Source organism: Yoonia sp. D2-7 (genome assembly GCF_055809435.1).
In genome coordinates this window covers 151,942-165,391 of record NZ_CM147912.1, presented here as the reverse complement: position 1 = coordinate 165,391, position 13,450 = coordinate 151,942, and the positions used below count along the sequence as shown (strand labels likewise).

17 protein-coding genes are annotated in these 13,450 nt (G+C 54.5%); 11 read left to right on the top strand and 6 right to left on the bottom strand.

Annotation, left to right across the window (positions count from 1 at the left end):
• The first annotated feature begins 17 nt into the window (after positions 1–17).
• From tsaD to AC0L7R_RS00710, 5 genes are read left to right on the top strand one after another with little or no spacing between them, the layout of a single operon-like run.
• Complete coding sequence (tsaD, locus tag AC0L7R_RS00730) at positions 18–1,109, top strand: tRNA (adenosine(37)-N6)-threonylcarbamoyltransferase complex transferase subunit TsaD (RefSeq protein WP_473660464.1); 1,092 nt, start codon at positions 18–20, stop codon at positions 1,107–1,109.
• Positions 1,106–2,068 (top strand): NAD(P)H-dependent glycerol-3-phosphate dehydrogenase, encoded by a 963-nt coding sequence (locus AC0L7R_RS00725; protein ID WP_473658320.1) that lies wholly within the window; start codon positions 1,106–1,108, stop codon positions 2,066–2,068. The genes tsaD and AC0L7R_RS00725 overlap by 4 nt, the downstream gene beginning before the upstream one ends.
• 2 nt (positions 2,069–2,070) lie before the next feature.
• Positions 2,071–2,343, top strand: a complete 273-nt coding sequence (locus AC0L7R_RS00720) for a YciI family protein (protein ID WP_473658319.1) — start codon at positions 2,071–2,073, stop codon at positions 2,341–2,343.
• Entirely contained in the window at positions 2,343–2,762 is a 420-nt protein-coding gene (locus tag AC0L7R_RS00715) for an EVE domain-containing protein (RefSeq protein WP_473658318.1), read from the top strand. The genes AC0L7R_RS00720 and AC0L7R_RS00715 overlap by 1 nt, the downstream gene beginning before the upstream one ends.
• 55 nt (positions 2,763–2,817) lie before the next feature.
• On the top strand, positions 2,818–3,210 hold the full coding sequence (locus AC0L7R_RS00710; protein ID WP_247128056.1) for a DUF1761 domain-containing protein: 393 nt from the start codon (positions 2,818–2,820) through the stop codon (positions 3,208–3,210).
• Between the two features lie 219 nt (positions 3,211–3,429).
• On the opposite strand, the gene AC0L7R_RS00705 is transcribed toward AC0L7R_RS00710, so the two are convergent.
• The 3 genes from AC0L7R_RS00705 to ahcY all read right to left on the bottom strand — a co-directional run bounded on the left by AC0L7R_RS00705 (position 3,430) and on the right by ahcY (position 6,048).
• On the bottom strand, positions 3,430–3,771 hold the full coding sequence (locus AC0L7R_RS00705; protein ID WP_247128058.1) for a DUF2853 family protein: 342 nt from the start codon (positions 3,769–3,771) through the stop codon (positions 3,430–3,432).
• A gap of 134 nt (positions 3,772–3,905) precedes the next feature.
• Positions 3,906–4,646, bottom strand: a complete 741-nt coding sequence (locus AC0L7R_RS00700; protein ID WP_473658317.1) for an extensin family protein — start codon at positions 4,644–4,646, stop codon at positions 3,906–3,908.
• A 10-nt stretch (positions 4,647–4,656) separates the two neighbouring features.
• On the bottom strand, positions 4,657–6,048 hold the full coding sequence (ahcY, locus tag AC0L7R_RS00695; RefSeq protein WP_473658315.1) for an adenosylhomocysteinase: 1,392 nt from the start codon (positions 6,046–6,048) through the stop codon (positions 4,657–4,659).
• Positions 6,049–6,158: 110 nt separating this feature from the next.
• On the opposite strand from ahcY, the gene AC0L7R_RS00690 reads away from it, so the two are divergent.
• The gene (locus tag AC0L7R_RS00690) at positions 6,159–6,749 is read left to right on the top strand and encodes an HD domain-containing protein (protein ID WP_473658314.1); all 591 of its coding nucleotides are present in this window, start codon (positions 6,159–6,161) and stop codon (positions 6,747–6,749) included.
• On the top strand, positions 6,746–7,216 hold the full coding sequence (locus tag AC0L7R_RS00685; RefSeq protein WP_473658313.1) for a GNAT family N-acetyltransferase: 471 nt from the start codon (positions 6,746–6,748) through the stop codon (positions 7,214–7,216). The genes AC0L7R_RS00690 and AC0L7R_RS00685 overlap by 4 nt, the downstream gene beginning before the upstream one ends.
• Before the next feature lie 7 nt (positions 7,217–7,223).
• On the opposite strand, the gene AC0L7R_RS00680 is transcribed toward AC0L7R_RS00685, so the two are convergent.
• Positions 7,224–7,391 (bottom strand): hypothetical protein, encoded by a 168-nt coding sequence (locus AC0L7R_RS00680; protein ID WP_247128064.1) that lies wholly within the window; start codon positions 7,389–7,391, stop codon positions 7,224–7,226.
• Positions 7,392–7,487: 96 nt separating this feature from the next.
• Here AC0L7R_RS00680 and AC0L7R_RS00675 point away from each other — a divergent pair, with 96 nt between their 5' ends.
• Together AC0L7R_RS00675 and AC0L7R_RS00670 are read left to right on the top strand one after the other, a co-directional pair.
• Positions 7,488–8,360: a LysR substrate-binding domain-containing protein gene (locus AC0L7R_RS00675; protein ID WP_473658312.1), complete on the top strand. Its 873-nt coding sequence runs from the start codon at positions 7,488–7,490 to the stop codon at positions 8,358–8,360.
• A gap of 99 nt (positions 8,361–8,459) precedes the next feature.
• Positions 8,460–8,996, top strand: coding sequence for a ricin-type beta-trefoil lectin domain protein (locus AC0L7R_RS00670; protein WP_473658311.1), 537 nt, complete (start codon positions 8,460–8,462; stop codon positions 8,994–8,996).
• Positions 8,997–9,015: 19 nt separating this feature from the next.
• Here the strand turns inward: AC0L7R_RS00670 and AC0L7R_RS00665 are convergent, their stop codons facing one another.
• Positions 9,016–9,573, bottom strand: a complete 558-nt coding sequence (locus tag AC0L7R_RS00665) for an ActR/PrrA/RegA family redox response regulator transcription factor (RefSeq protein ID WP_247128068.1) — start codon at positions 9,571–9,573, stop codon at positions 9,016–9,018.
• 67 nt (positions 9,574–9,640) lie between these two features.
• Positions 9,641–10,249: an SCO family protein gene (locus tag AC0L7R_RS00660; protein ID WP_247128069.1), complete on the bottom strand. Its 609-nt coding sequence runs from the start codon at positions 10,247–10,249 to the stop codon at positions 9,641–9,643.
• Positions 10,250–10,333: 84 nt separating this feature from the next.
• Between AC0L7R_RS00660 and regB the strand changes: the two genes are divergently transcribed.
• Both regB and AC0L7R_RS00650 read left to right on the top strand, forming a co-directional pair.
• Complete coding sequence (regB, locus tag AC0L7R_RS00655) at positions 10,334–11,719, top strand: sensor histidine kinase RegB (RefSeq protein WP_473658310.1); 1,386 nt, start codon at positions 10,334–10,336, stop codon at positions 11,717–11,719.
• Between the two features lie 93 nt (positions 11,720–11,812).
• Complete coding sequence (locus AC0L7R_RS00650; protein ID WP_473658309.1) at positions 11,813–13,414, top strand: PAS-domain containing protein; 1,602 nt, start codon at positions 11,813–11,815, stop codon at positions 13,412–13,414.
• Positions 13,415–13,450: the final 36 nt, after the last annotated feature.

Below are 13,450 nucleotides of genomic sequence, written 5' to 3'. Positions count from 1 at the left end.
CAGGCAATGGGCGCATGATGACTGATACTCTGACCGTTCTTGGGATCGAAAGCAGCTGCGACGATACAGCCGCCGCCGTGGTCCGGTTGAATGGCACCGCTGAAGTGCTGTCCTCTGTCGTCTATGGCCAAACTGCGCTGCACGCTGATTTCGGCGGCGTCGTCCCAGAAATTGCGGCACGTGCGCATGCGGAAAAGCTGGATCATTGCGTGGAAGACGCGCTGTCTCAGGCAAATCTGACGCTATCGGATCTCGACGGGATCGCGGTCACGGCCGGTCCGGGTCTGATTGGTGGTGTGTTGTCCGGCGTCATGTGTGCGAAAGGTCTATCCGCTGCGACGGGGCTTCCCCTGATCGGCGTGAACCACCTTGCGGGCCACGCTTTGACGCCGCGCCTGACAGACGACATCGCCTATCCATTCCTGATGTTGCTCGTATCAGGAGGGCATTGCCAATTCCTGGTCGCGAAAGGCCCCGACGATTTCAAGCGTCTCGGCGGCACCATTGACGATGCCCCGGGCGAAGCATTCGACAAAACTGCCCGTATTCTGGGCCTGCCTCAGCCGGGTGGTCCGTCAGTTGAAAAGGCCGCGGCAAACGGTGACCCCAAACGGTTCAAACTGCCCCGTCCGCTATTGGATCGGGAAGGATGTGATATGTCGTTCTCGGGCCTAAAGACCGCAATGCTGCGCGCCCGCGACGGTGTCGTTGCCGAAAAGCAGGGTCTAACGCAGGCAGATCAGGCAGATCTGTGCGCTGGGTTCCAAGCAGCAATCACAGATGTCCTTGTTGAAAAATCGCGTCGCGCGTTGACTGAATACCTTAAACTGAACCCAACGACGCCAACTTTGGCGGTCGCAGGCGGTGTCGCCGCGAACACAGCGATCCGCGCGGGGTTGCAAGACCTGTGCGCGAAACACGATGTCGCCTTCACTGCACCGCCTTTGGCACTTTGCACCGATAACGCAGCGATGATCGCCTATGTCGGACTAACGCGACTGGCCAAGAATGACGTCGATGATTTGACCCTATCAGCGCGCCCGCGCTGGCCCTTGGATAACACCGCCGCACCCATGTTGGGATCCGGTAAGAAAGGCGCAAAAGCATGAGCATCGCAGTCATTGGTGCCGGCGCATTTGGCGCAGCATTGGCCATAACATGGGCGCAATCAGGTCAAGACGTCACCCTTTGGGGCCGTGACGCAGGCGTCATGAATGCGATGCAGACAAACCGTAAAGTGCCACGCCTGCCGGACGTAACGCTGCCCGCAAAGATCACCTGTTCTGCTGATTTAGACACTGCTTTTGCACAGAACACGATCGCGTTGGCACTACCTGCGCAGGCGATGCGCCCTTTCTTGGAAACCCACAAACAGGCTCTTTCCGGCAAATCGCTAATCGCGTGCTGCAAAGGGATCGATCTGACCACGATGACGGGCCCCGTTTCGACGATCCGGCAAATCGTCCCAAACGCCAATGCCGCGATGCTCACCGGACCCAGTTTCGCGGCAGATATTGCAAACGGCCTGCCAACGGCGCTGACGCTCGCGATCTCTGACGACGCCATCGGCACAACGTTACAGACCCAACTGTCCACCCCGACGCTGCGCATCTACCGCGCGACAGACACGATTGGCGCGGAACTGGGCGGCGCGTTGAAGAACGTGATGGCAATCGCATGTGGCGTCGCCATCGGCGCGGGCCTTGGCGATAGCGCACGGGCCGCGCTTATGACACGCGGGTTTTCTGAAATGCTGACGCTCGCGGATAAATTGGGCGCGGAACGTGCAACGCTTGGCGGACTTTCCGGCTTTGGTGATCTGGTCCTGACCTGCACCTCTACCCAATCTCGCAACTTCCGGTATGGGCAATCACTTGCCCGCGATACCGGCTTTGACAAAACTACGACTGTCGAAGGTGCCGCCACCGCAAAATCAGTCACTAAACTTGCGAAATCGCTTGAATTGGATCTACCAATCTGCACGGTTGTGGCTGATCTAATTGATGCAAAAACCGACGTGTCCACTGCGCTAGAGGCGCTGATGGCCCGTCCTCTAAAGGAAGAATAGACATGCTTGTTGCACTTACGGCCCGCGATAAATCTGGCGCTTTGCAAACGCGGCTCGATAATCGTGAAGCGCATCTGGCGCATATCAAAGCGTCAGGTATCGTTGAAATGGCGGGGCCATTGCTGGACGCAGACGGCGGCATGTGCGGATCGCTGATCGTGCTAAACGTCGAAGACATGGCGCAAGCGCAAGCATTTGCCGACAATGACCCATATGCAAAAGCGGGCCAGTTCGAAAGCGTCACTTTGGATGCGTGGAACAGGGTAATCGGCTGATGGCCTACTGGCTTTTCAAATCTGAACCGGATGTCTTTGGTTGGGATGATCTAACCGCCAAAGGCGACGCAGGCGAAGAATGGGACAGCGTGCGCAACTACCAAGCACGCAACAACATGCGGGCGATGGCCAAAGGGGACCGTGGTTTTTTCTACCACTCGCGGTCCGGACTGGAAATCGTCGGGATCGTCGAGGTCTGCGCTGAAGCCCACCAAGACAGCACAACAGATGATGAACGCTGGGATTGCGTCGATGTCAAAGCGGTGCGTCCCTTCGCAAAACCGGTGACATTGCAGGACATCAAAGCGGACGACAGGTTGTCTGAAATGGCGCTGGTGAAATCGTCGCGGCTTTCAGTTCAACCTGTCACCGATGACGAATGGGCCATTGTCTGCGCGCTAGGCGATACAAAACCCTAGGCGTCCAGCCAAACGTCGCCCATAGTTCACACCATCCAAAATAACGGAGGGAACTATGGGATTTATTGCAGTGATTGTAGCAGCCGTCGCTGGCTGGGCATTCGGGGCAGCGTGGTACATGACGCTGTCAAAGCCATGGGTGGCCGCGGCCAAGATCGAAGTTGACGAAAACGGCAGACCTGTCGGGGACTCCGCGGCACCCTATATCATGTCGATGATCGCGATGATCTTAGTCGCAGGAATGATGCGGCACACATTTGCGTTGTCGGGCATCGAAACCTTCGGGAAAGGCCTAATTTCCGGACTTGGTGTTGGTCTGTTCTTCATCAGCCCTTGGATCATGATTAACAACGCTTACGGCATGCGGCCGTTCAAGCTGACGCTGATCGATGCAGGATACGCCACCTTTGGCTGTGCGGTGATCGGGGCCGTTTTGGGCCTGTTCTGAACCGAAAAAGAGGGTCCGACGCGCCACCGGACCCTCTTTCACCCCGCGTGCTCCCTAGCACCACACGCGTATCTGAACTCTGGTCGGGGCCGTTCTGGCCGTGATAATTTGATACACCACTCAGGCGCAGATCGCGAACAAACGTTATCCAAAATTTGAACCAAAAACGAAAAAGCCCGCCGACAACGGGCGGGCCTTTCCTAAATCTAAACCATCGGCTTAACCGTAAACGGATTCTTTGCCGAAATGCTTTGTCAGCATGTAGTAGACAACAGCGCGGTATTTGTTGCGCTCTGATTTGCCGTAAACTTCGATCACAGAATTGATTGCTTCCATCAGCTCTGGACCGTCTTTCAGGCCAAGCTTTTTGATCAGGAAGTTGTTTTTGACGGTTTCAAGCTCTGACGCTTGGCTGCCGGCAACTGTGGATGCATCGGCGTTATAGATCGAAGGACCGCAGCCAATCGTAACCTTTGTCAGCAAATCCATGTCAGGCGTCATGTTGCATTTGCCCTTAAGATCTTCCGCGTATTTTGCGATCCAATCGTCTCTCTTACCCATTTTGTCGTCCCCGTTCATGTATTTGGCCGATTTTGGCCGGGTATCGCGCGGTCTCCGCGCGCATTGCGGTTACGTTAATCCGTCGATTCGTCCTGCGTAAAGGAAAAATCAGGGGGAAACTTTGCATGAGCGGATCAGCGACACAAACCCCAGCCGCTTGATTGCACATGAAAGTGGTCGGCATGCAGGGCGTTGTAGTCCGGCGAAAGTGTCACACGGAACCAATCGCAGGCACTATCACGCGCCCGACGCAGGAACGCGCCCTTCGGTCCACCGTCATCCCAATCGTTGATCAGCCGCAAGCGTGTTCCATCGTCTAGACGAAACCCCGACACATCAATCGCATCCGCGGTCGCATGGGTGCTCCAACGTTCAGACGACCCCCTGATCCGCCTGCAATTGTAGCTGCCGATATGGTCAATCTGTGAAATCTGCGCGCCAAACAGGTCGTGTGCAGCGGGCTGTAGCGCGTGTTCTTCCCACATCGCCATACGCAACCCAATGGCGCAACGCGTTTCAATCGAGGCAAGGGACGCATCACCAACGCCACGCAAATCCACGCGGCCTGTGATGTGGCAAGTATCTGATGCCTCTAGATCCGGCATCGCCGTAAACTGCGCCGCAGACTCTAACACAGCCAAACAGCTTTGCGTCGACGCAAGCGCACGATCCAATTTCCATCCGGTGATCGGGGTCACGTCGTCCGCCACTTGCAACGGCAACGTCGGGTTCCAGCCGCGCGGCAGTGGCGTCTGCGGATGGTACAATGCCTGATAGCTCCCCCAGACAAGGCCAAACACCAAAAGCAAAGACACCGCCCGCCCCAACAGGGACGGACGGCGCTTTTCATGTTCAGGTCGTAGGTGAGGTTTCACCCCAGACGCCTTAGTAGCGGTAATGCTCTGGCTTGAACGGCCCTTCTGGTTTTACGCCGATGTAAGCGGCTTGTTCGGCATCAAGCGTGGACAGTTTCACACCGATGCGGTCGAGGTGTAGGCGCGCAACCTTTTCGTCCAGATGCTTTGGAAGAATGTAGACGCCTGGCGCGTATTCCGCCGTTTTCGTCCACAATTCGATCTGGGCCAGAACCTGATTTGTAAACGATGCAGACATCACAAAGGATGGGTGCCCTGTCGCGTTACCAAGGTTCAATAACCGGCCTTCAGACAACAGGATCAGGCGATTACCATTCGGCATCTCGATCATGTCGACCTGTTCTTTGATGTTCGTCCACTTGTGGTTCTTCAACGACGCCACTTGGATTTCGTTGTCGAAGTGGCCGATGTTGCCCACGATCGCCATGTCTTTCATCCGGCGCATATGTTCGATGCGGATGACGTCTTTGTTGCCAGTTGTGGTGACAAAAATATCAGCGGTTTCAACAACATCGTCCAGCGTCGTAACTTGGTAGCCGTCCATTGCAGCCTGCAACGCACAGATTGGATCGACTTCGGTCACGATCACACGCGCACCAGCACCGGACAATGACGCAGCGGACCCTTTCCCAACGTCACCGTAACCCATCACAACAGCAACTTTACCAGCCATCATCGTGTCTGTGGCGCGACGGATGCCGTCAACGAGCGATTCTTTACAGCCGTATTTGTTATCGAATTTGGACTTTGTCACAGAGTCGTTGACGTTAATCGCTGGGAACGGCAGACGACCTTCACGCTGCAATTCATAAAGACGGTGAACACCTGTTGTTGTTTCCTCCGACACACCAAGGATCGCTTCTTTGGTTTTTGTGAACCAACCCGGTGTTTCTGCCATCCGCTTTTTGATCTGTGCGAAAACGGCCTCTTCTTCTTCGGATGTCGGCACTTCGATCAGATCGGTTTCGCCAGCTTCAACACGGGCACCCAACAGAACGTACAATGTCGCATCGCCACCGTCGTCCAAGATCAGGTTCGCGCCTTCTGGGAACATGAAGGACCGGTCAAGGTAGTCCCAATGTTCAGTCAATGACTGACCTTTGATCGCAAACACGGGAACGCCGGATTCCGCAATCGCCGCCGCCGCGTGGTCTTGCGTGGAAAAGATGTTGCAAGACGCCCAGCGCACATCGGCACCCAACGCGACCAGCGTTTCGATCAGAATCGCTGTTTGAATGGTCATGTGAAGCGAACCAACGATCCGCGCACCCGCGAGTGGTTTGCTGTCGCCATATTCAGCGCGCAACGCCATCAAGCCCGGCATTTCAGTTTCAGCGATGTCCAGCTCCTTGCGGCCGAAACCGGCGAGCGCGATGTCTTTGACGATATAGTCTTCAGCCATGGAAAAAGTCCTGATGCATGTGAATTTGGGTCGCCATAACATTCCCAGCCGTTCTCGACAATGCGACGCACTGGTGCAAAAAAGAACGCAGAGCTTAAGAAAGATAAATCATGAAACAACCACGTGCGTGGCAACGGATGCTATCAGGCCGCAGGTTAGATCTGCTTGATCCAACGCCCGTTGATATCGAAGTCGAAGATATTGCGCATGGGCTCGCGTTTGTGGCGCGCTGGAATGGGCAAACAGCAGGCGATCACGCCTATTCAGTCGCCGAACATTCGCTCTTGGTCACTGATCTATTCTGCCGCATGCAACCCAAAGCCCCTGCAAAATGGCAATTGGCCGCGTTGCTGCATGACGCGCCTGAATATGTGATTGGCGACATGATCAGCCCCGTGAAAAACGCGGTCGGTCCGGGATATGAGGCGCTAGACGAACGGTTGGCCGCAGCCATTCACATCCGGTTCGGTTTGCCTGCAAAAATCCCCGCAACCGTGAAGAAACAGATCAAGAAAGCGGACAAGATCAGTGCATGGATGGAAGCCACGCAGATTGCAGGTTTTACTGTTGCTGAAGCGGACAAGTTTTTCGGTAAGGTAGACCAAACGCTGATGAGCGGGTTAACCATTGCACTACGCCCAGCGCCCGACGTGCGGGCGGAATTCACGTCAAAACATGCAGAACTCTTAGGCCAATTATGACCCTGATGGCACGCCCATCCCAAGAATCCGATCTTCCTGCTCTCGCCGCGCTGTTTAACCACACGGTCAGACAGGGCGGCACGACAGCACATGAAGAAGAATGGGACGCGCCAACCTTCAAAACTCACTATTTTGATGACCCCGTTATGGTCCACACTGTTCTGAAAGATGACCAACCCGTCGGTTTTCAAGCGGTTTTTGCACTGCCAGACAACGGCTTATCTATCGGCAGCTTTACGGATCAACAAAACCCTGTACGGGGTGCAGGGTCTGTTATGTTTGAAGCGACCAAAGCCGCCGCCATCGCCACCGGTTACACGTTTATCAACGCCAAGATCAGGGCAGATAACGTCCCCGGTTTGGCGTACTATACAAAGATGGGCTTCACGGATCACGCAATCGACAAAGACGTGCCGCTGGCAGACGGCACGCCGATGGATCGGGTAACAAAGCGATTGGTGCTTTAAACCTCAGCTATCGCCAAAGCCCGATATCTTTCGCCATGCGAATCCGGTGTTCATCCGCTTTGCGTTGCTGGCGATGATATGTGTCTTGGTGCAAGTTGTGCTTCCAATGATCAGGCGCGCGCCAATCATCAATCATAGTTGCGGTCTTGATCGTACGGTTGAAGATACCAAACATTGTGCGTTCCTTTCGTGTTTTCCTGCATTTTTGATAAAACACTTGCGTCCAGACACCGAGTCAGGAAGAATTTCGATATGTTAGCTGAACTATCATATGAACTGGCGTGACATCCCATCGCTTGCAGCCCTAAAGGGTTTCGAAGCCGCCGCGCGTGCGGGGTCATTCAGCGCGGCTGCGCGTGAACTGAACGTCACCCATGCCGCGATCGCACAGCACGTCAGATCCGTTGAAGCACACTTGGGCATGTCCCTCCTTAACCGCGAAGGCCGCAAAATGGTCCTGACCGATGCGGGTGCGCAGCTTGCCAATGATCTGGGCACGGGGTTCAGCACAATCATTGATGGGGTGGCCCGCATTGTTGAAGACGTGAATACACGCCCTTTAACCGTCACTGTGACCCCGAACTTTGCGGAATACTGGTTAATGCCGCGGCTCTGTGGTTTCTGGAGCCAGCATCCCGAGATCACGGTCACTGTCCACGCAAGCAATGACCTGATTGATCTGCGCCGCGACGGATACGACATGGCCATTCGCTATGGCGAAGGCGACTATCCGGGCCTTCAATCACAGTTTTTGGTGGCGGGCGACTACGTCGTCGTCGCCACACCTGACCTGTTGGGGAACCGCAGGGTCGATACGTTAGCCGATCTGCAGGATTTGGCTTGGCTGTTTAGCCCCACCCTGCCCGTCTATAAGCGCTGGGCGTCCGAAAACGGGTTGGACGTGGATGTCTGCACGATCCGCGAAGTCAGTTCCATGAGCATGATCACATCGGCCGTACGCGCAGGTGGCGGGATTTCGGTGGTGATCCGCGCGATGGTCGAAGACGACATCGCATCGGGTCGGTTGGTCGTAGTGCAAGAAGGCGCAGCTGCGCCAAACCTAGGTTACTACGTCGTCAGCCAAGACGGCTCCGAAACAAATAAGGTCAAAACATTCCGCAAATGGTTGCTATCGCAAAAGTAGCTCTGCGGCTTATGTCCATTTCTTTCGCATTCCGAGCGACGGAAACGTGTGACGTCTGCGTTTAACCATCAACGCATTTTTAAAGGATTACGAAAAGCCATGTTACATCGCACTGCCATTGCCGCCGTCTCTGCTGCCATTCTGACAACGACACCTGCTTTCGCTGATAGCGTTGAAATCTATCTGGTCGATATGCTGGACAACACACAAAACGGCTATTGTGTCGATATCGCACGCGCGCAGGGGACAGCCGCAAACCCAGACGACGGCTTGCAAGGCCATACATGCTACAGCCCATCCGGCGAACTGATGGTTGACCAAATCTTTGATACTGAAAAGTTCGCAGATAATGTGCTGTATATGCCTGAATTCGACGTTTGCGCTGAAATTGCGTCTGACGAAGCGGGTACAACCATTGATCTGGCGACCTGTGATGGCAGCGATGCGCAAGCGTTCAACTTCTCTGGTGAAGGCACAATTACACCGGTTTCAAATGACACGATGTGTTTCACTGTCGCCGAAGACACCCGCACAGGGCGCAGCGATGCCAATCAGATCAAAGTGCTGTCGCTAGAGAAATGCACAGATGACAACGCGACCTATCAAACATGGAACGTACGCACCGCGCCTGAATAATGCCGCCTAGCAAAGCCCGTTAACGCGGGCTTCGCTTTGCCAAAATGCGCTGCAATGTCCGTCGGTGCATGTTCAATCGACGTGCAGTTTCAGACACATTGCGGTCGCATAGCTCGTACACCCGCTGAATATGCTCCCAACGGACGCGATCCGCGCTCATCGGGTTTTCAGGGGGTGGCGGTAGATCATCACCGTTGGCAAGCAAGGCGTTCGTGACATCAGTCGCATCCGCAGGCTTTGACAAGTAATCGGTTGCGCCGATTTTGACCGCAGCCACCGCCGTTGCAATCGCACCATATCCGGTCAGGACAACAATGCGGGCGTCAGGCCTGCGTTCGCGCAAAACTTCGACGACATCCAAGCCGTTCCCGTCGCCAAGACGCAAATCCACGACAGCATATGCAGGTGGGCGCGCTGTCGCGATGGCCTTTCCTGCTGCAATTGAATCGGCCGTTTCCACGGCGAAACCGCGCTTTTCCATCGCCTTCGCGAGGCGTTTCAGAAAAGCTTCATCATCATCAACTAATAGAAGTGACGGGTCTTCGCCGATGGGCAGTGCATTATTTTCCGCAGTCATCACCGTTTCCTTTGTTCGAAACAGGACTTAGACCAACGGAACGCCGGGTCAAATGCGACCTTTTCCCCTAAGTGGCGTTCACGAAGCAGCTCACCGTCTCTGCAACTTCCTCTGCAGTATTGGTGTTTCGGAAGAATTCCACAAACCCTATTTCAGGCAACGTCAAATAGGTCAGGGTTGTGTGTTGCATCAGGTAGTAGTCAGGATCACCGCTGGAATCCTTCTGATAGAAGGTGCGGTAAGCCTTCGATGCAGCATCAACCTGTTCTGCGCTCCCGGTCAAACCAATGGCTTTGTCGTGAAAATTGTAAGCGTAATCGCCCACGATTTCAGGCGTGTCGCGTTCTGGGTCAATGGAAATGAAGACAGGCGTGGCTTCAATCCCCTGTTCGGCCAACAGATCAACGGCTTGGGAGTTGCGTGCCATATCGACCGGGCAGAAATCTGGGCAAAAGGTGAACCCGAAATAGATCAGTGTCGGTTCCGTGATGATGTCTTTGTCCGTGACCAGTTCGCCGTTTTTGTCCAACAGTTCGAACGATCCGCCAATATCCCCACCCGCAACAGCAGTCGCACCGCATTCTTCGATGCCGCCGCCAAGTTGTGTCACGGCAATCGTTCCGCCAATCCCTAGACCGACAACTGTCGCCGCCGCTATTGCAAGTTTCTTTGACATAGTCTGTCCCTTTTTGGTCGCATGGCCCGTGTATAACGTATCCTGTATGTAGGGGTACATAACAGACAGGTAAACGGCGATCACATGGACGTTTCTGACTACCACATCGGCGAAGACCGCGAACGCAGCAATTGGGTCAGGCTACGCACGCTTTTGCGCGTTCGATGGTTTGCGATTGCGGGACAATCTGCCGCAATCCTTGTGGCGGTCCAGCTCTATGGATTGCAGATGCAAACGGGTTACGCGACCGCAGTGATTGGTTTGGCGATCATCGCGAACCTGTATTTCACGTCCGTCTATCCCGAGAACAAGCGCCTTTCAGAACGTGAAGCGTTCTCCATGCTGATCATCGACATCTTTCAGCTGACGCTTTTGCTGTATGTGACCGGTGGTTTGGTGAACCCCTTTGCGGTCCTGATCTTGGCGCCCGTCACTATCGCCGCAACCGTGCTGCAGTTGCGCGGTACTTTGGTGCTGGGGATGGTCGCGATCACATTGATTTCACTGATCTCGCAGTTCTCGCAACCCATTGCGACGGCGGACGGGATCGTCCTGACGTTGCCCTCCTTGATCCAGTTCGGGTTTTGGACCGCCTTGGTCATCGGGATCACGTTCCTTGCGGTCTACGCTCGCCAAGTCACGATGGAAATGCACACGATGGCAGAGGCGCTTTTGGCGACCCAACTGGCATTGGCACGCGAACAAAAGCTGACCGATCTAGGTGGGGTCGTGGCCGCAGCGGCGCACGAATTGGGCACGCCATTATCAACGATCAAGCTGATCAGCAGCGAATTGATGGAAGATCTATCCGAAAATACAGACCACTACGACGATGTCGTTTTAATTGGGGAACAAGCCGATCGGTGCCGTGATATTCTGCGATCCATGGGCAGGGCCGGCAAAGACGATCTTCACGTTCGACATGCGCCTTTGGAAACCGTGGTCCGCGAAGCCGCTGAACCTCACATGAACCGCGGGAAAACGGTCATGTTGCGGGTTGGCCCAATGGATGACGATTCAATGGCGCAACCGTCCATTCCGCGACGCCCTGAAATCGTGCACGGTCTGCGCAACCTTATTCAGAACGCGGTCGATTTTGCAGATACAAGCGTCCAGATCGAAGTCGCATGGGGCGAAGACCTGATCAAAGTGCGGATCATGGATGACGGCGCAGGGTTTCCAGCGTCGGTTATCGGCCGCATCGGCGATCCCTTTGTCCGACGCAGACGCCAAACCAACGACCGTCCCGGATACGAAGGTATGGGGCTCGGTATGTTCATCGCAAAGACGTTGCTAGAACGGTCTGGCGCGACACTGACCTTCGCCAACAGCCGCATCAAAGGGCAGGCTGGCTGGGCGGGGCAACCGCTTGGTGGTGCGATCGTATCTGTCCGCTGGCCCCGCAATATCGAATTCATCGCGACCCCTGATGTTGATGAACCGCTCGGTGAAAACCAACAATTTTCATAACGGTCGACACGATTTTTCTGAGTCTCACTAAACGTTTACGCAACATTAACCTTACAAAGCGACTCTCAGCCTGGGCAAAATTAGGTTAGGCAAATGGAATCACTAGGGTTTTTGGAGGTGGCGTTGATCGCTACCATATCGTTGGGTGGAACTGCGGCTGTCGCATTTGGGTTTTGGTTTTACTGCACGCTCGGTTTGAACCATCGCTACGCGGGTTTAGACAACATCGTTCCGACATTTCTGTTTGATGGGAACGAATTGCGCGACGCAACACCCGACGCACAGATGTTGATTAGGGACGTCCCGCCGCACATGAACGAACGGGAATCCATGTTGCATATCTTAAGCGCACGCTTTCCGACATTGAACACAGTCATGGACCGTATCGGTCGAAATGAAGTGCAAACACTAACGGCAACGGACGATTCAGCCATTTCTCTTGAGGTCACCGAAATCGACGGGTTGATCCAAGTGAAACTGATCGGGACATGCACCCAAGACAGTTTGACGATCAGCGCAATCGCTGCGCAAGATGCGATGCTTGATGAATTGACCATGCTTCGGAACATCGCGGACAAATCCCCGCACATGGTCTGGCAACAAGACAGCGATGGGCAACTGAATTGGGCAAATCAGGCTTATCTCGACCTGTGCGACCTCATATCTGACGATCAAAATAAGTCCGTTAAATCGTGGCCAAGCGAACCTGCTTTCCCCGATTTGCATCACGATATGACCGACGACGATCACGTGTCGCGGCGTAAATCGATCGATATTCCGGCCAAAAATGGCGAAGCGTGGTTCGATATCACAACCTTCAAAAACGGAAACGACGCGCTACATTTCGCGAGCAATGCGAATAAGGCAGTCCTTGCTGAACAGGAGAAACGCAAAGCCGTTCAAATGTTTGGCCGTATATTCGCGCAACTTTCGACCGGACTTGCAACTTTTGACGCGAACCATCGCCTGACGATGTTTAATCCGGCGCTCATCGAAATGACAAATCTGGCGCCAGAATTCCTAAGCAGCAAACCATCGATGCAAATGTTTTTGGACAGCCTGAGAGAAGCACGGCTGCTGCCGGAACCCAAAGATTACGTCAAATGGAGAGAACAATTCCCGCTGAACGATTCATCCACGAAACGCACAGCCTATTGCGAAAACTGGGAAATTGCCGACGGGCAAACCTTTAAGGTGACGGGCCAACCGGCACGAGATGGATCTTACGCCTTCTTCTTCGAAGACATCACTGCTGAAATTTCAATGACCCGCCGTTTTCGGTCAGACCTCGAAACCGGACAAGGCGTTATGGACGCTTTACCCGATGCGATCGCTGTATTTTCTGCAAACGGCACATTGGTGACAACGAACAAGGCCTACGTCGACCTTTGGGATGTCGATCATGACACAACTGTGCGGGTGCACGATCTACGGGCAGAAATGATGATGTGGCAAAGCCATTGCGCCGCCGCACCGATTTGGGGCGAATTGCGCGACTTCATTGGCAAAAGTGGGCATCGCAAACTGTGGACCGATCGCGCAATTTTGGACGATGGGCGACAGTTTACCTGTAAGGCGCAACCAATTGCTGGCGGCAAGACGATGATTTCATTCTCCGTCCTGTCGCGGATGAGCCCACGAGTTCAGCAAAAATTGGCTATGCCTGACCCGGCGATCTACGGGCTGAAAGGCTGAATTCGCTTGCAGGTACAGCGTCAGGTCATAATCATG

Bases quoted from the DNA above. Each gene is read 5' to 3' on its own strand.
- AC0L7R_RS00670 (WP_473658311.1), top strand. From the start codon at position 8,460: ATGTTACATCGCACTGCCATTGCCGCCGTCTCTGCTGCCATTCTGACA.
- AC0L7R_RS00715 (WP_473658318.1), top strand. From the start codon at position 2,343: ATGGCCTACTGGCTTTTCAAATCTGAACCGGATGTCTTTGGTTGGGAT.
- regB (WP_473658310.1), top strand. From the start codon at position 10,334: ATGGACGTTTCTGACTACCACATCGGCGAAGACCGCGAACGCAGCAAT.
- AC0L7R_RS00710 (WP_247128056.1), top strand. From the start codon at position 2,818: ATGGGATTTATTGCAGTGATTGTAGCAGCCGTCGCTGGCTGGGCATTC.
- AC0L7R_RS00725 (WP_473658320.1), top strand. From the start codon at position 1,106: ATGAGCATCGCAGTCATTGGTGCCGGCGCATTTGGCGCAGCATTGGCC.
- tsaD (WP_473660464.1), top strand. From the start codon at position 18: ATGACTGATACTCTGACCGTTCTTGGGATCGAAAGCAGCTGCGACGAT.
- AC0L7R_RS00650 (WP_473658309.1), top strand. From the start codon at position 11,813: ATGGAATCACTAGGGTTTTTGGAGGTGGCGTTGATCGCTACCATATCG.
- AC0L7R_RS00680 (WP_247128064.1), bottom strand. From the start codon at position 7,391: ATGTTTGGTATCTTCAACCGTACGATCAAGACCGCAACTATGATTGAT.
- AC0L7R_RS00675 (WP_473658312.1), top strand. From the start codon at position 7,488: ATGAACTGGCGTGACATCCCATCGCTTGCAGCCCTAAAGGGTTTCGAA.
- AC0L7R_RS00685 (WP_473658313.1), top strand. From the start codon at position 6,746: ATGACCCTGATGGCACGCCCATCCCAAGAATCCGATCTTCCTGCTCTC.
- AC0L7R_RS00665 (WP_247128068.1), bottom strand. From the start codon at position 9,573: ATGACTGCGGAAAATAATGCACTGCCCATCGGCGAAGACCCGTCACTT.
- AC0L7R_RS00690 (WP_473658314.1), top strand. From the start codon at position 6,159: ATGAAACAACCACGTGCGTGGCAACGGATGCTATCAGGCCGCAGGTTA.
- AC0L7R_RS00660 (WP_247128069.1), bottom strand. From the start codon at position 10,249: ATGTCAAAGAAACTTGCAATAGCGGCGGCGACAGTTGTCGGTCTAGGG.
- AC0L7R_RS00720 (WP_473658319.1), top strand. From the start codon at position 2,071: ATGCTTGTTGCACTTACGGCCCGCGATAAATCTGGCGCTTTGCAAACG.
- AC0L7R_RS00705 (WP_247128058.1), bottom strand. From the start codon at position 3,771: ATGGGTAAGAGAGACGATTGGATCGCAAAATACGCGGAAGATCTTAAG.
- ahcY (WP_473658315.1), bottom strand. From the start codon at position 6,048: ATGGCTGAAGACTATATCGTCAAAGACATCGCGCTCGCCGGTTTCGGC.